The organism is Mesorhizobium sp. WSM3862 (assembly GCF_002294985.1).
Taxonomy (GTDB): domain Bacteria; phylum Pseudomonadota; class Alphaproteobacteria; order Rhizobiales; family Rhizobiaceae; genus Mesorhizobium.
Map to the genome: position 1 here is coordinate 670,654 of NZ_NSGE01000002.1, position 19,455 is coordinate 690,108.

Consider the following 19,455-nt stretch of genomic DNA (forward strand, 5'->3'; position numbering starts at 1 on the left):
CGCCCGCTTCCTTGGGCTGATCCCGGTGTTGCTTCGGCAGTCATGCATTCGCGCATGGTCAAAGCCCCCGCCGAAAAACGGGGCCGTCAGAGATTCACACTATCGGGGAAAGGTCGTCCAAAACGCGCCGCTCTCCGGGTCGCAAATGCCCGAACACCAAATTTATTACACGGAAATGTGATGGTTGCAAGACAGCACCGCGGGCGGCCCTCGGCGCGCCCAACGCGAGGCCATCGATAGACCCGGCGCCATGACCGGTCATCGGCCAGTGAAAAGCCGGGCATGGGCCAATGCGACAAGCCGACCGGCGATGAATTTCGCCCCGGGCAATGCACAAGCCGGGGTTGCGTTCGATCCCAAAATGGCGAGGAATTGCGCGAGCTGGCGCGATCGCGCCTGAGCCAGATAGGAGAGGGACCTATGCGATTTCTTGCGGCAATCGTTTCGCGGCAGGGCCTTGTCGCCCTGCTACTGTCGGCATTGCTGGCGGCCTGTACCGTGGTCGTCGACGAAGGACCGCGTCCGCGTCCGCCGAGACCGCATCCGCAGCTCTGCACGATGCAATACGAACCAGTGTGCGCAAGACGCGGCGGCGACCGCCAGACCTTCGCCAATGCCTGCCTGGCGGAGAGGGCAGGGTATCGTATCGTGCGTGACGGGCCTTGCCGGGATGGCGGCGGTGGCGGCGAGCAAACCTTCTGCACCCGCGAATACGCGCCGGTCTGCGCCAGACGCTACGGCGAGGTGCGCACTTTCCCGAATGCGTGCGAGGCCCGCGCGGCGGACTATCGCATCATCGGCGACGGGCCTTGCTAGCGGCATTGGGGGCAAGTCCTCGGAGCGCTGCCCGCAGACTTGCATCTGCCGCCCGCTTGGCTTAGGTCCGGCGGACGGACAAACACGGCAGGTTTCCCATTAACAGAGATCAGAGAAGAGCGGCAAACGCGGGCGGCAAGCCAGGATCGGCGAGCCCCCTCGATGCCTATGTGCAGCGGGCGCTGCAGCTGCACCAGGCAGGACGCCGGCAGGAGGCGGAGTCGCTTTACCGGCAGGTGCTGGGGCAGCAGCCTAATCATGCCGCCGCGCTGCATTTCCTCGGGCTCCTCCTGCACCAGACCGGTCGCAGCGAGGAAGGGCTGGATCTCATCGAGCAGTCGGTCACGCTGCAGCCCCAAAATGCCGATTTCCTCAACAACATGGGCACGGTGATGCGCGACCTCGGCCGCGTTGCCGCCGCCGTCGATTTCTTCCGCGGCGCGGTGGACATCCGCCCGGACCAACTCGCGGCGCGCGACAATCTCGGCTCGTCGCTGAAGCAGCTCGGCCAGTTCGAGGGCGCTGAGGAGATCTATCGCGGCACGATCGGCCGCAGCCCGTTCCATGTCCGCGCCCGCATCGGCCTTGCCGAGACGCTGCAGGAAGCCGGGCGGCTCGATGAGGCGATCGCGCTCTTCCGCGAGTCGCTGTCGATCCGGCCCAAGGATGCCGAGCTGCTCTACGGGCTGGGCGTCGCCCTGATGGAGAAGGGCAAGCTCGCCGAGGCCGCCGATCTAGCCCGCCAGGTGGTGGCGATCGCTCCGGCGATGGCGAAAGCCTGGCTTCTGCTGACCCAGGTCAAGCGCCAGACCGAGCGCGACGCCGAGCTTGCCGGCATGGAGGCCGAGCACGCCAAGGCGCCGCAGGACAGCCTTGCGCGCATGCAGCTTTCCTTCGGCCTCGGCAAGGCCAATGACGATCTGAAGGATTATGGCCGCGCCTTCGACTATTTCGCCGAGGGCAATGCGATCCGCCGGAAGGGCATCGATTACGACCCGGTGAGAACGCGCGACGAGTTCGAAGCGATGAAGTCGGCCTTCGACAAGGCCTTCTTCGAAAAGCACAGGCCGAGCGACATTTCCGACGACACGCCGATCTTCGTCGTCGGCATGCCGCGTTCCGGCACGACGCTGGTCGAGCAGATCATCGCGAGCCATCCGCAGGTCTTTGGCGCGGGCGAGCTCAGCATCCTGAAGTCGGTCGTCGGCAAGCAGTTTCCGATGAGCATGCCGGGCGGTTTTCCCTCAGGGATAGCCGACATGCCGGACAAGGCCTTTGCCGAGGCCGGGCAGGCCTATATCGACATGCTGCATGCCCGGTATCCGGGCTTCCGCCATGTCACCGACAAGATGCCGGGCAACTTCCTGCTGGTCGGCTTCCTGCACATGATGCTGCCGAAGGCGAAGATCGTGCATTGCGCGCGCGACGCGGCGGCCACGTGCCTGTCGATCTTCAAAGTGCATTTCCGCGGCGACAGCCATCGCTACGGCTACGATCTCGGCGAGCTCGCCGATTTCCATAACCTCTATACCGACATCATGGCGCATTGGCACAAGGTGCTGCCCGGCGTCGTCCACGACGTCCGGTACGAGGATTTCGTCGCCGATCAGGAAGGCCAGACGCGGGCGCTGATGGCGCATCTCGGCCTGCCTTGGGACGACAAGGTGCTGGCGTTCCACGAGACCGACCGGCCGGTGCGCACGGCGTCGGCCGCGCAGGTGCGCCAGCCGATGTATCAGGGCTCGGTCGATCTGTGGAAGTGTTATGGGGAGCGGCTGAAGCCGCTGCTCGTCAAGCTCCAGAACGGATAGGGCGGGATTGGACTGGTAGGCCGCTTGCTCTCAGCCATCGCAGGCCTGTGAGATTAGCCGCTGCCTCGCAACCTCGTCATTCCAGGGGGAAGCAGGAGCTCCGCTCCTGCCCCGCCCTGGATGAGGACCGAATCGGCTGTGCTCAAACCTCGATAAATGGCTGGAAGCCGCCGAAGATCATGCGCTTCCCGTCGAAGGGCATTGTCGACCAGTCCATCTTGAGACGTTCGTCGGCCATCACTTTCGCCATGACCGCGTCGCGGCTCTGCCTGGATTCGTAAACGACCCAGGCAAAGATGACGACTTCGTCGTCCTTCGCCTGCACGGCGCGCGGGAACGAGGTCAGTTCGCCATAGGGCACGTCGTCGCCGATGCATTCGACATAGGCGAGCGCGCCGTGCTCCTTCCAGACGGCGCCGGCATTCGCAGCCATTTTCTTGTAGTCATCGAGATTTGCCTTCGGCACGGCAAGCACGAAACCATCGACATAGGACATGGGTAAACTCCTTCGCTGAAAACGAGCGCCGGGCCGGCGGGGATACGACCCGGCGCGGGTGAGCGCGTCAGCCCTGCGATTGGCGGGCGACGCTTGCTCGCAGGGAAACCTATTTTACCGGCGCGTTCATCGCCCAGGCGACGCCGAAGGGATCCTTCACCTGGCCCCAGCGGTCGCCCCAGAACATTACCTGGAGGGGCGTGACGACTTCGCAGCCGGCGTCTACCGCGCGCTTCCACCAGGCATCGACGTCGTCACTACCGAGATGGAGCTGGAGCGTATAACCCTGCGCCGCCTGATGCGGATGGCCGTGCTCGGGATAGGCGTCGCCCAGCATGAGCGTCGAGCCGTTGACATAGAGATGGATATGCATGGTGCGGCCCTTGTCGTCCGGCGGATAGGCAAAGACTTCCTCGGCCCCGAAAGCCTTCTTGTAGAACTCGGCCGCCTTGATGGCGCCGTCGACCTGCAGATAGGGGGTCAATCCGCCAAGAACTTTGGCGCGGGGCGGGTTCTGGTCGGTCATTTCACGTGTTCCTCTTCACGGGTTGATTGGGCGTTGCGATCAAAAGACGGACGAGGCGACAGCAATCCTACACGGGCAGCGGAATTTTTTTAGCGGGGCCGGGCCCGGACCGGCCGCGCAGCCGGTGAAGCCGATGACCGTCGCATGAACCCGTTGGTCACTTTCAAATGAAGTCGGTCGAGAAGGTGGCTGTGCAGCGGCCGTTTCGCGTGTCGAGAATTTCCGGAAAACCGATGTCCTTGCGCAGGTCGGCCGGCAGCGAAAGCAGAATGCGCTCGCTGCGGTAGCGGGCGCGCGCCGTCGCATATTGGCTGGCGATGCGGCTGATGGATGACAAGATGGACATGATAAACTCTCCCTGGTTGGTGCCGTCAGCACCGTGTCGGCATCCCGAGGACGAGGAATGCTGCGGCAATCCGACAGGTCACCGGAATTTTTCATGCGCGCCCGGAAAGCCGGCCCGTATAGGCCGGCCCCCATATAGGCTGGCCTTGTCGTGGCTATCAGCGCTCCGTCGCGGCCACCGAGCGGAAGAACCCTTCCGGACTGTCGACTTCGGTCAGCCGCCGCTTCTCGATCAGCCAGAACCGGTTGCCGATCGCGCGGATGAAGGAGCGGTCGTGCGAGGCGAGCAGGCAGCTTGCCTGATGCTTCAGCAACTCGTCCTCCAGCGCTTCCTGGCCGTCAATGTCGAGGTGATTGGTCGGCTCGTCGAGGAGGTAGAAATTGGGGTTGAGGAGCTGCAGCACCAGCAACATCAGCCTCGACCGCTGCCCGCCCGACAACGCGGCGATCCTTTTCTCCTGCATCTCGATGGCGACGCCGGCGCCGGCGAGAAGCGAGCGGGCGCGCTGCTCGCCGATCTCGAAGCGGCGCGAGACCATCGCCAGCGGGGTGGCGTCGGCGCCGATGCCGGACAGAGCCTGGTCGCTGTAGCCGAGCACGGTCGACGGCGTCACCTTGACGCTTTCTTCCGACCCCGGTTCGGCGATGGCGGCGCGGATCATCGCAATGAAGCGCGATTTGCCGACACCGTTGCGGCCGAGCAGCACGATGCGGTCGCCTTGGCAGATATGGCGCTTGCCGGTCCTGAACAGCAGCGTGCCGCCGGGCGTTTCGACCGCCGGGTCGTCGAGCGTGATCAGCACCTTGGCGTGGGTGCCGCGGTTGGCCAATCGGATCGCGCCGGCCGAACGCTCGCGATGCGCTGCCACGGCTGCATCTTCCAGCCTTTCGGCCCGCTCCCTGAGCTGCTTGGTTTTGACCGTCAGCAGGTCGCTGCCGGAATTGATGCCGATGTTGTTGAGCTTGGCTGCCTGGCGGCGCAACTGCTGCGCGACCTTCATGTCGCGCTCGAACCGCCGGGCCGTCGAGGCATCGACCTCGTCGAGCGCCCGCCGGGCGCGCGAATAGGGCAGCGAAAACACCGGCGATTCTTCCGGGCGCAGGAAGAGCGTGCGGTTGGTGGTGGCGTCGAGAAAGGCGCGGTCGTGGCTGGCGATGATCACCGGCACCTCGCGTGGCAGCGCGTTGAGCCAGGTTTCGAGCTGGCCGATCTTGGCGAGGTCGAGATGGTTGGTCGGTTCGTCGAGCAGAAGCACGTCCGGGTCGGTGACCCAGACGCGGGCGATCAGCGCCAGCCTTTGCCAGCCGCCGCTCAAGGCCCGCATCGGCCTGTCGCGCATGTCCTCGGGCACATCGAGCGAATCCAGCACCACGTCGACGCGCCAGAGCTCGCTGCCAAGCTGCTCCGGCGGCAAGGCATCGGCAACCACCTGATGGAAGCTACGGTCGAGCTGCGCGCCGGGGACGGATTGCTCGACATGGCCGACGCGCAAGCCGCGCGTCCGGGTGATGTCGCCGCTCGTGGCGTCCAGCTCGCCCGCCAGGCATCTGAGCAGGGTGGTTTTGCCACGGCCGTTCGCCGCGACGATGCCCAGCCGGTCGCCGGCACCGATGATGAGGTCGAGGTTGGAGAAGAGCGGCGCACTCATGGTGACGCCGAGGGATTTGAGGCTGATCAGGGCCATGTCGATTTCTCTGGTCTTGCCGGAGCCCGGCTCAATGCACTTTGACGGTGCGCCGGTAGGCCATCAGGCCGAGATCAGCGGCACCACGAAGGGCAGACCAAAAATCGAAGCGGGGGAAAATTCCCGGACCGTCCTGGTCAGCCCTGCAAGCAAGCTCGCAGGGCACAGACAGGGCCGCGCTGACGGTGGTGATCGATAGACACGCAGCCCTCCTTTCCAGATGTTCGAGTTGGGGAAACTGGTACACCTGGGGAGGGGGCATGGCAAGGGGCGGCAGGACAGAGCGGGGCGCTGAACCTACCGATCTCCCCTCTTTTGGGCACATTGTGGGGGAGATGTCCGGCAGGACAGAGCGCTGTCCCGCCGGCATGTCAACATATCAATCTCTTCAGAAATCAGTGCCCCGGCCGCCCAGTCTTGCTCGGCCGGCGCTTTTGACGGCGCTCATCGGCTGGGTCTTCGTAAGAGCCGATGCCAGAGCGCTGGCGGACGATGGGTTTATCGTCGCGTTCCTTCGCGCCCCCCTCTGTCCTGCCGGACATCTCCCCCACAAGGGGGGAGATTGGCCGTGGCTTCGTAGGCACCGTTCCTTCGACGGGTTTTTCGGTCCGGCGCACCGTCATCTCGTCGAGCGAGTTCTTGCGGAACAGCGACCCGGTGCGATCGCCCGGGATGCCGAAGTCGGAGCCATGCGCTTCCTGCGCCGACTGCTTCTTGAACAGCGAGCGCGAGACCGCGCCAGCGGGTGTTGCCATATCGGTGCCCGGTCCCATGTCGTCGATCGAGGGCTTGGCGAAAAGAGGCTTCTTCACCGGCACCGCGCCGTCCGCGCCCATCTCATCGAGATCCGGCTTGCGGAACAGGCCCTTGCCGTCGTCATCGACGGTGCGGTGCACCGCACGTCCCTTGTTGTGCCTGCCTTTCTCGCGGCCGGAAACCGGGCTTTCCATGTCGGCGTAGCGGGCGAGCGGATCGTCCGAGATGGACAGTTCCATTTCCCGCAGCCGCTTGATCTCGTCGCGGATGCGGGCGGCCTTCTCGAAGTCGAGATTGGCGGCGGCGTCGCGCATCTGCTTGTCCAGCGCCTCGAGATGGGTTTTCAGATTGTTGCCGATCATGGCGCCGGCATCGTCGGTGAACTGCGAGATGTCGGCGCGCACGTGATCCTTCTCGTAGACGGAGTCGAGGATGTCGGCGATGCGCGACTTGACCGATTCCGGCGTGATGCCGTTGGCCGCGTTCCACTCCATCTGCTTCTCGCGGCGGCGGTTGGTCTCCGCCATCGCCCGTTCCATCGAGCCGGTGATCTGGTCGGCATAAAGGATGACCTTGCCGTCGACGTTGCGGGCGGCGCGGCCGATGGTCTGGATCAGCGAGGTTTCCGAACGCAGGAAACCTTCCTTGTCGGCGTCGAGGATGGCGACGAAGCCGCATTCGGGAATGTCGAGGCCTTCGCGGAGCAGGTTGATGCCGACCAGCACGTCGAAGGCGCCGAGGCGCAGGTCGCGCAGGATCTCGATGCGCTCCAGCGTGTCGATGTCGGAATGCATGTAGCGGACTCGAATGCCGTTCTCATGCAGATATTCGGTGAGGTCTTCGGCCATGCGCTTTGTGAGAACCGTGACCAGCGTGCGGTAGCCCAGCCTGGTCGTCTCGCGGATTTCGCCGACGACATCGTCGACCTGGCTCTTGGCGGGGCGCACCTCGACCGGCGGGTCGATCAGCCCGGTCGGGCGGATGACCTGCTCGGCGAAGACGCCGCCGGACTGGTCGAGCTCCCAGCCGCCCGGCGTCGCCGAGACGGCGATCGACAGCGGGCGCATGGCGTCCCATTCCTCGAAGCGCAGCGGCCGGTTGTCCATGCAGGAGGGCAGGCGGAAGCCATACTCGGCCAGCGTCGCCTTGCGGCGGAAGTCGCCGCGATACATGCCGCCGATCTGCGGCACTGTGACGTGGCTCTCGTCGATGAAGATCAGCGCATTGTCCGGCACATATTCGAACAGGGTCGGCGGCGGCTCGCCCGGCTGGCGACCGGTGAGATAGCGCGAATAATTCTCGATGCCGGCGCAGGAACCGGTCGCTTCGAGCATCTCGAGGTCGAAGCGCGTGCGCTGCTCGAGACGTTGCGCTTCAAGCAGACGGCCAGCCTTTTCAAGCTCTTGCAGGCGGTATTGCAGCTCTTCCTTGATCGACTTGATAGCCTGATTCAAGGTCGGCCGCGGCGTCACATAGTGCGAATTGGCGTAGATCTTGACGCTCTTCAGCTCGCCGGTCTTCTGGCCGGTCAGCGGATCGAACTCGGTGATCGCCTCGATCTCGTCGCCGAACATCGAAATGCGCCAGGCGCGATCTTCGAGGTGGGCCGGAAAGATCTCGATCGTGTCGCCGCGCACGCGGAACGAGCCGCGCACGAAGTTGATGTCCTGACGCTTGTATTGCTGGGCGACGAGGTCGGCGAGCAAGGCGCGCTGGTCGAGCCGGTCACCGACCTGCATCTGGAAAGTCATCGCCGTATAGGTCTCGACCGAGCCGATACCGTAGATGCAGGAGACGGAGGCGACGATGATGACGTCATCACGCTCCAGCAGCGAGCGCGTCGCCGAGTGGCGCATGCGATCGATCTGCTCGTTGATCGAGGATTCCTTCTCGATATAGGTGTCGGTGCGCGGGACGTAGGCTTCCGGCTGGTAGTAGTCGTAATAGGAGACGAAATACTCGACCGCGTTTTCGGGGAAGAATTTCTTGAACTCGGCGTAGAGCTGCGCGGCCAGCGTCTTGTTCGGCGCCAGGATCAGGGCAGGGCGCTGCGTTTCCTCGATCACCTTGGCCATGGTGAAGGTCTTGCCGGAGCCGGTCACGCCGAGCAGCACCTGGGTGCGGTCGCTTTGCTCGACACCCTCGACAAGGTCCTTGATGGCGGTCGGCTGGTCGCCGGCGGGCTCGAAATCCGACACCATCTTGATGGCGATGCCGCCTTCCGATTTTTCCGGCCGGGCAGGCCGGTGCGGCGTCCAAAGCTGGCCATCCTTATGCAGCGGATTGCCGGATTCGATGAGCCTCGACAGTGCGGCGACGGTCGCGGTCACACCGCTCGAGGAAACCTGCTCGGCGTCCTCCAGGCTGATGTCGAGGCCGGCCACCGGGTTGAGGCCGGCGGCGGCGCGTTCTTTCGCCGATGCCGCGCCGCCCATCGAGGTGCCGCGCGCCGTGCGCCCGGGCGCAGCAGAGCGCTCGGGGACCTTCTTCGGCGCTTTAGCCTTCGGCTGCTTTTGCGCCTCGCGCTCGATCTGCCCGGCCCAATCGGAGATCGAGCCGGTGAGAGGCGCGCCGGAGAACTCGCTTTGCGGTGCTTCGGCGAAGCCGCCGCGCTCCAGGGGCTCGGCGGCGTCGAGGAATTCGGTCAGCGGACTGCGCCGTTTCGGCGCGCCCTCTTGCGCCGGCGAGGGCGTTTTCTTGTCGGTGCGTTTGGCCATGGCCCGAATATGGGAGGACTCGGCCGAAATGGAAAGAGCGGAGTGAAATGCCGGGTGCGCGCTGCCGAGCCTGCTGACAGAAGGCTGTCAGGAGGCATGTCGCACGCGCCGTTTCGTTTCAGTTGAACCACAGCGCGAAGGTCAGGAAGCCGGCGCCGCCGAACTCGCGCTGAATCTGATTGAAATCGTCGCTGGTGAGGATTTTTCCACTTTCGAGGTAAGGCGCGATGGCCGGGCCGGTGATCGACAGGACGAGGTCGAAAGGTTTCGGCTCGTCGAAGAAGCGCTTCATGTTGATGCCTTTGCCGATGACGCGGAAATGCGGCAGCAGCACGCGGCCTTCGAGAAGGTCCTCAGCCATGGTCAGGGCGGCAAGCCATGCCTGCACTTGCGCCTCGCCGACCTCGAGGCCGGTGAGCGGGTTGACGCCCTTCTGCTGCGGTCCCGGCAGCCATTCGCGGTCATTGTCGGTTTCGGCGCGTATCGCTTTCCAGTCCTCGCGCGAAAGCCGGATCATCTCCAGCAGGTGACGGCGCGCCGCCTTCCGGCGCTCCGGCTCGATCACCGGCCAGTTGACGAGATGCACCAGCGAGATGAAGTCGGCAAAGCGCCATTCCGAGGCGAAGATGCTGCCGCTCATGCCGCCATCCGGCGGGACCAGCGCGTCCTGCAGCGGCAGTTTCGCGTGCGGAAACAGCATGTGGAAAGAGCCGTCGAACATGGCTCTGAAATCATGCGCCAGCCAGAAATCGGCCTGCGCCATCAGGAACTCGGCGTAACCTTGCAGCCAGAAACCGTCGGCGCGGTCGAAGCGGAAGGTAAGCGAAGGGGCGGCATCGCTTGCGTCGACGCCGCCGCGTGAGAGCGAGGCCATGATCGCGGCGATGCTTTCGTCCGGCGCGATGCTGCCGTCCTCGTTGAGATCGATACCGGCATGAGCGAGGTCGACCACCATGCCGATATCGGCGTCGGTGGGCACCGAGCCCAGCGTGGCGGCGGATTTCTCCAGACGGTCGCGGAAAGCGATCAGGATGGCGCGGAACTTTTCATAGGTGAGCGGCTCGGGACTGGGATTGTCCGGCACGGGCAGCCGCATCAGCGGTAGCATGAAGGATTGCGGGCTCTCGAAACCGTGCCGATGCAGACCGCTGGCCAGGATTTCCAGCGCGGTAAAGAATTCGCCGGCGCCGGCGGCATAGGCCGATGCCGGATCGCTCGGTGCCGCCGCCTCCAGTGCCGCCAAGGCAGTATTCCGATCCGCTACGGTCTTCGCCTCGAACAGGGCGGCCGGGTCGGGGCTAGCCGCTTTGGCGTAAGCAAACGGCAGGAGCAGCAAGAGTGTGAGTGCCACAAGGCCCGACAGTCGCTTCACGATGGATCCTCCCGTCCCAATCCCGCCAGCCACAATATACGGATTTGCGGCGCTTCGCCTGCAGCTTTCTCCTGTCGCGTAGACGGTCTACACACGATGGCAAACGGTTGGGCATCGCGTGTCGAATTATCCGCTCTCCTACAAATTGTCGTGGCTGCCGCGTTTTCTGAAGCCGTCGCTTGGCGGCGACAGAAACGGTTTCGCGGCCCCGGCAGCGACGCTGATGGTGCCGGGGCCAACGCAAACTGTGCGGCTTGCCTTCATCGGCGACCTGTCGGCGGTCGCCAATCGCAGGGTGCCGGAATGCGACCCTGCGATCGCGGCGCTGCTCGCTTCGGCCGATCTCGTGGTCGGCAATTGCGAAAGCCCGGTCGTCGAGCGGCCGAGCGCGGTGGCGGGCACGCGGCTTGGCACGCATCACGCGATGAGCGAACGCTTCCTGGCGGATGCGCTGGCAGCCGTCGGCATTGCCCGTGACAGGCTCGTGCTGTCGCTCGCCAACAATCATATCCTCGACCAGGGCGTTGCCGGCTTCGACGAGACGGTCGCGGCGCTGAAGCGGCTCGGCATCCGCACCATCGGCACCGCGGCCGGCGGCCCGGTCCAACACCAGGCCGCCGGGCCGCTGACGATCGGCTTCGCCGCGTTCACGCTTTGGCGCAACGCTGACGAGGCCGAATTTCGGGCGCGGATTTCCATGGCGGGCGATCCGGCCGAATGGCCGCTCGGGATCCTCGCGGACGTCGACTTGCTCTGCGCGGTGCCGCATTGGGACTGGGAGTTCCGGCATTTTCCGAGACCGGCGACGCGGGCGCTGGCGCGGCGGCTGGCGGGCCACGGCGTCCGGCTGATTGCCGGCCACCACGCCCATGTCGTGCAGCCGCTCGAGCGCATCGGCGATGCGCTCGTCGCCTACGGTCTCGGCGACTTCCTCGGCACGGCTTTTGCCAGGCAGCCATGGCCCGGCCGCATCGGTTCGATCCTGGTCGTCGACGTCCGCACGGACGCAGCCGCGCGAGGCAAGATTGCCGCTTACAAACTGCATTTCTTCATGCGCCTCGCCAAAGCCGGCCATGAGCAGCTGGTGCCGGTGGAGGCGCTGAAGGAGGGATTGTTGAAGCGGAAGGTTACCGAACGCCTGAGCGCGATCTTTTCCGGCTGACAGCCGACTGCTGACCGGCCCGACTGGCCGCGGAGAACTCGCCGCACTAGGCAGCCGTAATGCCTTGGATGCAGTTCAGCAGTCGAAGCCGTATTGGGTGCGCATGTAGTCCGCCTCTTCCTTGGACATTTTCTTGAACATCACGCAGACGGTGAAGCTGCCGACCTGATGGCCGTCCCTGGTGTATCCCCAGTCGGAGATATCGTCCTTGGAGAATTCGATGTTCTGGCCGAATACGACGTTGCGGACGAGTTCCGGCTCGTTCGCCAATATGCCGACAGAGCCGGTGGCGGTCCGCTTGAAGGGGATGACCCAGAAATGCTCCGTCGCATGTCCGTCGACCACCATGACCTTCAGCTTGAACCTGCCGGTTCCCGGCGGCGGCGCGTCGGACAAAGCCAGGAAGTCGTCCAGGCTGGATCGTGCCCTTGCAATCGCCGCCGCCATTTCGGCATCGTCCGGGGCTACCATCACCGTTTTGTCGTCACCCTGATCGGTGTCTTGCGCTCGAACAGGCAAGGGCGCGAGTGCCAGTAACAAGCTTAGTGTGGCGCGAACGGCAAAGGTCATGAAGCCCCCCAAGTCCAGGTAGGGCGCTCATCTTCCCGCATCGTACCGGCATTATCAATCAGGCACGGCATTGTCGCGACGCGCCAGCGGCGGCCTTCGTCTGCAGCGTTCCGATACCCCTATGGCTTTGCCGGGTGGTCAGTCTATCCGTCACGAGCGGATGGTAACGGGAACGGAAGCGCTCCCGGTCGTCAAAGAGTCGAAAGCGCCGAGCGCCGGAGAAGACAGGACATGCGAATGAAACTTGCTGCCACGGCGATCGCGATGATCATTCTTGGTGCGTCCTCGGCCCGCGCCGAAGATCTGAAAGCTTTCAAGCTGACGATCGATGGCGTGGCGGTCGAAATCGATCCCGGCGAGGATGCAGACGTGACCTTGCCCGGCGGCAAGACGGCCAGGGTGCGGCTCGACCGCAACGACTTCGCCACTTTCTCAGGCGGCACGTTTTCCTTTGTTCATCCGAGCAGCATTTCCGTCACCAAGACGGATCTCGGCGAGAGCATCACCCAATACCTCGCTGCCTCGGCCCTCGGCACCCGTCGTCGTGGTGCAGGAATACGGCAAGATGAATCCAGTGTCGCTCAATCAGCTGATGCTGCAGGAGATGACCAAGGAGTCGGTTCAGGCGGGCGGCACGCTGATACAGGAGCCGACGACCCGCAAGCTCGCCGACGGCAAGCAGTTGACCGGCATCAAAGCCACGGTGAAGACGCGTACCGACAAGGCCGATTTCGAGATCGTCGGCTTCGATCTTGCCGATTAGGGGCTGCTGTTCATCACGCGCATCGGCGATCAGGACACCGCAACCGAGCAACCGATGATCGACAAATTCTGACAGACGCTGAAGGTCAAACTGTAAGGCGCGCTGATATTCAAGTGCCTGGAATACCAGTTTCGTGCGCTTCCGGTGCTGGATTACAGCCCGCTCGGCACCAGTCCCGCCAGCCAGTTCGCCGATCGCTTTGCCATGTCCACCGTCGCGTTGGCCGCGCGGCCGAGATCGGTCTTGACCACGGCATAACCAGCCTTGGTGCGATAGAGCACGGCGCTGCCGCCGTCGACCGCGGCCTCGAAGGCAACAGGCCGCGCGGCTCCCGTCTCGCTGGCCGTCACCGTCGTGCCGACCGGGACGCTCGGCCGACGGCTGAGCTCGGGCGGCAGCGGGGCGATGGTTTCGACGACGCGGTTCGGCGGCCTCAGCTCCGGCCTTGACGCTTTGGCTGCGAGCTCCGAAGTCGATGCCGACCCTTTGGTGCGGCAGATGCCGGAAACCAGCGGATAATTGAAATTGCGCTGATGCAGCATCTGGCTCTTCATCGCCGCTTCGCAGTCGGCAATCGTCGCCCATTTGGCGGGAGTCTCGCCGATATACTCGCAGAGCTTGGCGTCGCAGTCGCAGCCGACAATGGTCATGGCGACAAGGGCGGTCTTGATCACGGTCTTGTCCCTTTGAAGTTCGTTCCCAGGCGATCAATCGCCGGGGAACAAGGCGGGATTTGGCCGCGATTGTGAATTGAGAGTGTCGGCGCGTTGCTTGGCTTGCGACTGTGGCGGGGAAGCATCAGTGGCAGATGCTGGGGAGGTGCAGGACGCTGGGAAAAGGGCCGGTGAAAGGGCAGCCCAAAAAACAGTCGGCGCTGGGATTGCTCCCAGCGCCTCCCTGTCAGATCAGGAACCGGTTACGGCAGCAACTTCCGTAAAGTCGTCGCGCCAGGCCGGCCTTGATTTTGACGGTCCTGCCAGTCGCCACCCGAAGGCAGCGTCCGTTCCAGACCACGCCGATCTCCACCCTTGCGGGCTTTGCCGGCGCACCATCGAAGGTTTCACCCGCCTTCATGGCAGCATCGGTCCGCCGTCGGCGTTCGCACGCTTTCCGCGGCACCCGTAGGTCTCGGCATCCGTCCCTCCAGCAGGCGAACCTGCTCTCGTTCTGGGCCGTACGGGCCTCAGGAAATCCGCCTTGCGCTTCTGCCTTTCGGCCGGGGCGTTCGGTAGCCGCCTGAGATGGGTTCAATGTATGCCGGGTAAGGAATTTGCGGAATAGACGCGGACCTGTGGATAGCGGGATTATCGGGGACCGATGCGACAAGTCTCGGAATTTGCGGGCCGAACGCCTTAGACAGCCTGTCCCCATTTTCCGCGGTCCTTTCGAGGATGAGCCTTGCCCCGCCAGTCGGCCCGCGTTTGAATGCCGGCAAAGTGCTGTGGCGCTGCATCAGCCGAGTCGCCATGGACTTCCACGCAATATGCCTCGGGGGAGATCAGGTTGAAGGTCGGGGTGGTTCTCAATCCGATAGCGGGAGGGGGCAAGCTCAAGCGGCATTGGTCCGAAGCCGCCGCATCGCTCAAGAGGCATTTCGGCGATTTCGAGCTGCGCGAGACGCAGACCAGCGGCGACGCCGAGCGATTGGCAATCGACCTCGCGGCCAGCGGGTGCGATCTGGTGATCGCGGCCGGCGGCGACGGCACCGCCAGCGAGGTGGCGGACGGGCTGCTGCAGGCAGAGCATGAGACCGGCCGAACCAGCGCGCTCGGCCTTTTGCCCTGCGGCACCGGTATCGATTTCGCCAGAGGGCTCGGCCTGCCCGACGAAATCGAGGAAGCACTGGCGCGTATCGCCGGCGCCGGCGCGCGCAAGGTCGATGCCGGCCGCGTCTGCTACATCGACGACCACGGCGCGCTCGCCAGCCGTCACTTCATCAACATCGCCAGCCTCGGCCTCTCCGGCGCCACCGATCGCGCGGTCAATGCGGACAAGCGCAAGGGCAGGGTCTCGGCCAAGGCGCTGTTCTTCTGGCGCACCGTGCTCGAATTCGTCCGCTATCGCTTCCAGGAGGTCAGGATCACCATAGACGACGGCGAGCCGGTCGAGGCGCGCATGGCGCTGGTGGCGGTAGCGAACGGGAAATTCTTCGGTGGCGGCATGATGATTGCGCCGGACGCCGATCTGTCCGACGGCCAGTTCGATGTCGTCATCCTGCGCGCCGCCGGCAAGCTTGGGCTGATCCGCGACATCCGTCTCCTCTATGGCGGGCGCCACCGCAACCATCCGGCGATCACCATCCTGCGCGGTCGCAAGGTGCTGGTCGAACCGCTGGGCGACGTTGAGAAGAACGGAGCGCTGGTCGACATAGACGGCGAGTCGCCCGGTCGGATTCCGGCGACGTTCGAGATACTGCCCGGCGCATTGACGCTCAGGTGTTGAATCACCTGCCTGAAGGTTTGATTCCGCCGGTGTGATTAGGCGATTGAAATAGCTGGCTAAAGTTTTGGCGGATTACAGTTCGAGCTTGGCCGGGAAGCCTGGCGCGCGAAGCTCCGTGCCGACCGCATCCTCCAGAAGCTTGACGATCTGGGTCGACCAGGCGCCACCGCCATACTCCCGCCTGCCGACCTCGAAAATCTGGTTGACGAGTGTTGCCAGTTGCAGCGGCACGCGGAAATCCCTGGCCATGCCCAACGCGAAACCGAGATCCTTCAAGGCCAGGTCCATGGTGAAGCCGACGTCGTAGGAGCCGTTCAGGATAAGCTGGCTTTCGGTCTCGTGGACGAAGCTGTTGCCGGAAGAGGCGACGATGGCGTGATAGGCTTGGGCGAGGTCGAGCCCGCCCTGGTTGGCGAGCATCAATGCCTCGCCGGCGGCGACCAGATGAATGAAGGCTAGCATGTTGGTGATGACCTTGATCACCGCCCCCGAGCCGACCGGTCCCATCAGGAACGATTTGGCGCACATTGCCTGGATCGCCGGCCGGTGGCGCTCGTAGAGCGCGGCGTCCCCTCCTACCAGCGCGGTGATCTTTCCTGCCGCCGCCAAGTGCACGCCGCCGGTGACCGGACATTCCAGCGTCTCGACACCTTTCGCCGAAGCAAGTGCGGCCAGCCGCAGGATCTCGTCGCGGCCATTGGTCGACATTTCGATCCAGGTGCCGCCGGCGGCCAGGCCGTCCAGCAATCCGTCAGAACCGGCGAGCACAGCTTCGCTCACTTTCGGCGAGGGCAGGCAGGTGATCGCATTGCCGGCGCGGGTCGCGGCATCCGCCGGGCTCGCCGCCGCCGTAGCGCCGAGCGCGACCAAACGCGCAACCGCCGCTGGGTCACGATCGAAAACGGCAACAGCGAAGCCGTGGCGCAGCAGGCTGGCGGCAAGGTTGCCGCCGAGATGACCAAGGCCGATGAAGGCGTAGGCGAGGCGCGCGGTCACGGCATCAGCGGCGTCTGCATCATCTGCAGATGCAGGTCCTTGCCGCTATAGGGGTGCGCCTCGCAGATTTTCTCGTTGAGCTCGACACCGAGGCCTGGCTCCTTCGACGGGATGACGTGGCCATCCTGCCATTCGATCTTCTTCTTGAGCAGCGTGGCGTGAAAATCGTCCCACTGCTTCAACGATTCCAGGATGAGGAAGTTGGGCAGAGTCACCGCAAGCTGGATGTTGGCGGCGCCGACGATCGGCCCGCAATAGCAATGCGGCGCGACCTGGATGTGGTAGGCCTCGGCCATGGCGGCGATCTTCTTGGTTTCGAGAATGCCGCCGGAGCGGCCGAGATCCGGCTGCAGGATGGTCGCGGCGCGGTTCTCGATGACGCGCGCGAATTCGAATTTTGTCGTCAGCCGCTCGCCGGTGGCGATAGGAATCGAGGTGCCGCGAGCGACCTGCGCCATCACCTCGGGCATGTCCGGCGGCACCGGCTCCTCGAACCACAGCGGATCGTAGGGCTCGATTGCACGGGCCATACGAAGCGCACCGGAGGCGGTGAACTGGCCATGGGTGCCGAACAGGATGTCCGCCCTGGTGCCGACCGCCTCGCGGATCGCCTTGATCATGCGGGCGGAGAGGTCGATGTCGATCAGGCGCGGCTGATGGCCGTCATAGGCCGTGTAAGGCCCGGCCGGGTCCAGCTTGACGGCGTTAAACCCCTGCTCGACATATTCCAGCGCGCAGGCCGCGGCCATGTCGGGATCGTTGTAGACGTTCTGGCCGTGGGCGTCTTCCGAATGGACGCTGCCGGTGTGCGGATAGAGATAGGTGTAGGAGCGCAGCGTCTCGTGCACCTGGCCGCCGAGCAGCTTGTAGACCGGCTTGCCGGCCTCCTTGCCGATGATGTCCCAGCAGGCCATTTCGAGTGCCGAAAAGCAGCCCATCCCGGAAACGTCGGGACGCTGGGTGAAGCCGGAGGAATAGACGCGGCGGAAGAGGTTCTCGATATCGTGCGGATCGCGGCCGATGAGGTAACGCTCGGCCATATCCTCGATCATCTTGGCAGTGACATGCGCCGAGAAGGTGGCGTTGTAGGCCTCGCCATAGCCGACCACGCCGCCATCGGTGGTGAGCTTGACGAAGATGAAATACTTGCCGCCGATGCCGGGCGGCGGGTTGCCGACAACCCAGGTCTTGACGTCGGTGACTTTCATTTGTGATCCTCCAGAACTCGCTCGGCGCCTTTCCATCCGGTGAGGATTGCGGCGGCGTTGGTGTTGCCCGTGATGTTGTCGGGAAAGATCGATGCGTCGATCACACGCAAGCCCTCGAGCCCATGCACCCGAAGCCGTGGATCGACGACGGCGCGCGAAGCGTCCGGACCCATGCGACAGGTCGAGACGGGATGGTAGACGGTGCCCGAGCGCTTCCTGAAATCCTGAATCATATCGGCATCGGAAGTAATTGACGGACCAGGCAAAACTTCTTCCTCGATGATCTCGGCCATCGCCGGCATCGAGGCGATCTTGCGCACGAACTTCACCGCCGCCAGCATCTCGTCGACATCGGCGTTGGTCGAATAGGCGTTCGCCGTGATCTTCGGATGGTCGCGCGGATCCTTCGAGCGGATCATGATCTCGCCGCGACTCGACGGCCGGCAATTGGAAAGTCCGATGGAGAAGCCCGGCCACGGATCGGGCGTCAGGATCGGGCGCTCGCCGCTCTTGGGGATGACGGTGGAGAAGGCCTGGAAATAGAGCTGCATGTTCGGCCGCGCCATCGACGGGTCGGTGCGGAAGAAGCCGCCGGCATTGTTCATCGACAACGACAGCGGACCGGAACGCAGCAGGATGTACTGCATGCCCACCAGCAGCTTGCCCCACCATGGCCGCAGGATCTGGTTCAGCGTCGGCAGCTTGCCCTTGAAGGTGTAGTTGATGCCGACATGGTCTTGCAGGTTGGCGCCGACATTGTCGTTGGCGTGGACGACCGGGATGCCGAGATCGCCGAGCAGCGCCGACGGGCCGACACCGGAGAGCTGCAGCAGTTGCGGCGAGTTGACGGAGCCGCCGGAGAGGATCACCTCGCGGCCCGCGCGGACCCTCTTGGTTTCGCCGTTTTGCTGGTACTCGACGCCGACGGCGCGCTTGCCCTCGAACAGGATTTTCGTCGCCAGCGCGTTGGTCTCGACGCGCACATTGTTGCGCTTCATCGCCGGTCGCAGGAAGGCGCGGGCGGCCGACATGCGGCGGCCGTTCCTGGTGGTGATCTGGTAGACGCCGACGCCCTCCTGGGAGGCGCCGTTGAAATCTGGATTTAACGGCAGTCCGGCCTGCTGGGCGGCCGCCAGATAGCGCTTGGTCAGCGGATGCACCGCATTCGAGCAATCGGTGATGTGCAAGGGGCCGCCGACCCCGCGCCATTGATCGGCGCCGGCCTCGTTGTCCTCCAACGCTTTGAAAGCGGGGAGCAGGTCGTCATAGCTCCAGCCCGGATTGCCGGCGGCGGCCCAGGCATCGAAGTCCTCGCGCGAGCCGCGGATGAAAACCATGGCGTTGATCGAGCTCGAGCCGCCGAGCAGCTTGCCGCGCGGCCAGTGGTCGGCATTGTTGCCGAGGCCGGGATCGGGATCGGCCTTGTAGTTCCAGTTGACGGCCGGATCGAAGAAGGTCTTCCCGTAGCCGAGCGGCATCTGGACATAGAAGCGGCGATCGCTGCCGCCGGCTTCAAGCACCAAGACCGAGAAGCGGCCCGAGGCCGAGAGCCTTTCCGCGACCACCGAACCGGCCGAGCCGGAGCCGACGATAATGAAATCATAAGTCTGCATGATGCGCGGGCGGGCTCCGAGATCCGGCGCTTACCCTAGACATTGCCGGCTCACGTCGTCGCTGGGGCTTCCGGCATGGCTTGTGAAAAAAGCGACCGAGCCGCGACGCGTCCTTCGCCTTCAGCAAAGCTTGCGACATCGCGATGGCATTGGTACGGCTTCAGGAAGCAGCGGCTG

The 19,455-nt window shown here is 64.4% G+C and carries 16 protein-coding genes; 5 read left to right on the top strand and 11 right to left on the bottom strand.

The window, feature by feature from the left end:
• Window positions 1-420: 420 nt before the first annotated feature.
• Entirely contained in the window at window positions 421-816 is a 396-nt protein-coding gene (locus CK224_RS07500) for a Kazal-type serine protease inhibitor domain-containing protein (protein WP_066994414.1), read from the top strand.
• A 170-nt stretch (window positions 817-986) separates the two neighbouring features.
• Window positions 987-2,627 (top strand): tetratricopeptide repeat-containing sulfotransferase family protein, encoded by a 1,641-nt coding sequence (locus CK224_RS07505; protein ID WP_095781296.1) that lies wholly within the window; start codon window positions 987-989, stop codon window positions 2,625-2,627.
• Window positions 2,628-2,769: 142 nt separating this feature from the next.
• Here CK224_RS07505 and CK224_RS07510 read toward each other — a convergent pair whose 3' ends face one another.
• The 6 genes from CK224_RS07510 to CK224_RS07535 all read right to left on the bottom strand — a co-directional run bounded on the left by CK224_RS07510 (window position 2,770) and on the right by CK224_RS07535 (window position 10,524).
• Complete coding sequence (locus CK224_RS07510; protein ID WP_067326604.1) at window positions 2,770-3,123, bottom strand: DUF1428 family protein; 354 nt, start codon at window positions 3,121-3,123, stop codon at window positions 2,770-2,772.
• A 109-nt stretch (window positions 3,124-3,232) separates the two neighbouring features.
• A complete protein-coding gene (locus tag CK224_RS07515) occupies window positions 3,233-3,649 on the bottom strand; it encodes a glyoxalase/bleomycin resistance/extradiol dioxygenase family protein (RefSeq protein ID WP_066994423.1) in 417 nt (138 codons plus the stop codon).
• Between the two features lie 163 nt (window positions 3,650-3,812).
• Window positions 3,813-3,995, bottom strand: a complete 183-nt coding sequence (locus tag CK224_RS07520; protein WP_095781297.1) for a hypothetical protein — start codon at window positions 3,993-3,995, stop codon at window positions 3,813-3,815.
• A gap of 157 nt (window positions 3,996-4,152) precedes the next feature.
• Window positions 4,153-5,679: an ABC-F family ATP-binding cassette domain-containing protein gene (locus CK224_RS07525; RefSeq protein WP_095781298.1), complete on the bottom strand. Its 1,527-nt coding sequence runs from the start codon at window positions 5,677-5,679 to the stop codon at window positions 4,153-4,155.
• A gap of 395 nt (window positions 5,680-6,074) precedes the next feature.
• A complete protein-coding gene (uvrB, locus tag CK224_RS07530; protein WP_095781299.1) occupies window positions 6,075-9,152 on the bottom strand; it encodes an excinuclease ABC subunit UvrB in 3,078 nt (1,025 codons plus the stop codon).
• 118 nt (window positions 9,153-9,270) lie between these two features.
• Window positions 9,271-10,524 carry a hypothetical protein gene (locus CK224_RS07535; RefSeq protein WP_095781300.1) on the bottom strand — a complete coding sequence of 418 codons (1,254 nt, stop codon included), beginning with the start codon at window positions 10,522-10,524 and terminating at the stop codon, window positions 9,271-9,273.
• Window positions 10,525-10,642: 118 nt separating this feature from the next.
• On the opposite strand from CK224_RS07535, the gene CK224_RS07540 reads away from it, so the two are divergent.
• Window positions 10,643-11,686, top strand: a complete 1,044-nt coding sequence (locus CK224_RS07540) for a CapA family protein (RefSeq protein ID WP_095781301.1) — start codon at window positions 10,643-10,645, stop codon at window positions 11,684-11,686.
• 75 nt (window positions 11,687-11,761) lie between these two features.
• Here CK224_RS07540 and CK224_RS07545 read toward each other — a convergent pair whose 3' ends face one another.
• Window positions 11,762-12,256 (bottom strand): DUF2314 domain-containing protein, encoded by a 495-nt coding sequence (locus CK224_RS07545; RefSeq protein WP_095781302.1) that lies wholly within the window; start codon window positions 12,254-12,256, stop codon window positions 11,762-11,764.
• Window positions 12,257-12,821: 565 nt separating this feature from the next.
• Here CK224_RS07545 and CK224_RS31885 point away from each other — a divergent pair.
• Window positions 12,822-13,019 (top strand): hypothetical protein, encoded by a 198-nt coding sequence (locus tag CK224_RS31885; protein ID WP_245425765.1) that lies wholly within the window; start codon window positions 12,822-12,824, stop codon window positions 13,017-13,019.
• Between the two features lie 152 nt (window positions 13,020-13,171).
• On the opposite strand, the gene CK224_RS07555 is transcribed toward CK224_RS31885, so the two are convergent.
• Window positions 13,172-13,693 carry a hypothetical protein gene (locus CK224_RS07555; RefSeq protein WP_095781303.1) on the bottom strand — a complete coding sequence of 174 codons (522 nt, stop codon included), beginning with the start codon at window positions 13,691-13,693 and terminating at the stop codon, window positions 13,172-13,174.
• An 829-nt stretch (window positions 13,694-14,522) separates the two neighbouring features.
• On the opposite strand from CK224_RS07555, the gene CK224_RS07560 reads away from it, so the two are divergent.
• Entirely contained in the window at window positions 14,523-15,461 is a 939-nt protein-coding gene (locus CK224_RS07560) for a diacylglycerol kinase family protein (RefSeq protein WP_095781304.1), read from the top strand.
• Between the two features lie 72 nt (window positions 15,462-15,533).
• On the opposite strand, the gene CK224_RS07565 is transcribed toward CK224_RS07560, so the two are convergent.
• Genes CK224_RS07565 through CK224_RS07575 form a run of 3 tightly spaced genes read right to left on the bottom strand, consistent with a single transcriptional unit; the run spans window position 15,534 to window position 19,278 of the window.
• On the bottom strand, window positions 15,534-16,457 hold the full coding sequence (locus CK224_RS07565) for an NAD(P)-dependent oxidoreductase (RefSeq protein ID WP_095781305.1): 924 nt from the start codon (window positions 16,455-16,457) through the stop codon (window positions 15,534-15,536).
• On the bottom strand, window positions 16,454-17,665 hold the full coding sequence (locus tag CK224_RS07570) for a mandelate racemase/muconate lactonizing enzyme family protein (protein WP_095777323.1): 1,212 nt from the start codon (window positions 17,663-17,665) through the stop codon (window positions 16,454-16,456). The genes CK224_RS07565 and CK224_RS07570 overlap by 4 nt, the downstream gene beginning before the upstream one ends.
• Window positions 17,662-19,278 (bottom strand): GMC family oxidoreductase N-terminal domain-containing protein, encoded by a 1,617-nt coding sequence (locus CK224_RS07575; protein WP_095781306.1) that lies wholly within the window; start codon window positions 19,276-19,278, stop codon window positions 17,662-17,664. Before CK224_RS07575 ends, CK224_RS07570 begins: the two co-directional genes overlap by 4 nt.
• Between the last annotated feature and the right edge of the window lie 177 nt (window positions 19,279-19,455).

What these genes read in the sequence shown, in the direction of transcription:
- CK224_RS07500 (WP_066994414.1), top strand. Translation starts at nt 421, where the DNA reads ATGCGATTTCTTGCGGCAATCGTTTCGCGGCAGGGCCTTGTCGCCCTG.
- CK224_RS07510 (WP_067326604.1), bottom strand. Translation starts at nt 3,123, where the DNA reads ATGTCCTATGTCGATGGTTTCGTGCTTGCCGTGCCGAAGGCAAATCTC.
- CK224_RS07515 (WP_066994423.1), bottom strand. Translation starts at nt 3,649, where the DNA reads ATGACCGACCAGAACCCGCCCCGCGCCAAAGTTCTTGGCGGATTGACC.
- CK224_RS07520 (WP_095781297.1), bottom strand. Translation starts at nt 3,995, where the DNA reads ATGTCCATCTTGTCATCCATCAGCCGCATCGCCAGCCAATATGCGACG.
- CK224_RS07525 (WP_095781298.1), bottom strand. Translation starts at nt 5,679, where the DNA reads ATGGCCCTGATCAGCCTCAAATCCCTCGGCGTCACCATGAGTGCGCCG.
- uvrB (WP_095781299.1), bottom strand. Translation starts at nt 9,152, where the DNA reads ATGGCCAAACGCACCGACAAGAAAACGCCCTCGCCGGCGCAAGAGGGC.
- CK224_RS07545 (WP_095781302.1), bottom strand. Translation starts at nt 12,256, where the DNA reads ATGACCTTTGCCGTTCGCGCCACACTAAGCTTGTTACTGGCACTCGCG.
- CK224_RS31885 (WP_245425765.1), top strand. Translation starts at nt 12,822, where the DNA reads ATGAATCCAGTGTCGCTCAATCAGCTGATGCTGCAGGAGATGACCAAG.
- CK224_RS07570 (WP_095777323.1), bottom strand. Translation starts at nt 17,665, where the DNA reads ATGAAAGTCACCGACGTCAAGACCTGGGTTGTCGGCAACCCGCCGCCC.
- CK224_RS07575 (WP_095781306.1), bottom strand. Translation starts at nt 19,278, where the DNA reads ATGCAGACTTATGATTTCATTATCGTCGGCTCCGGCTCGGCCGGTTCG.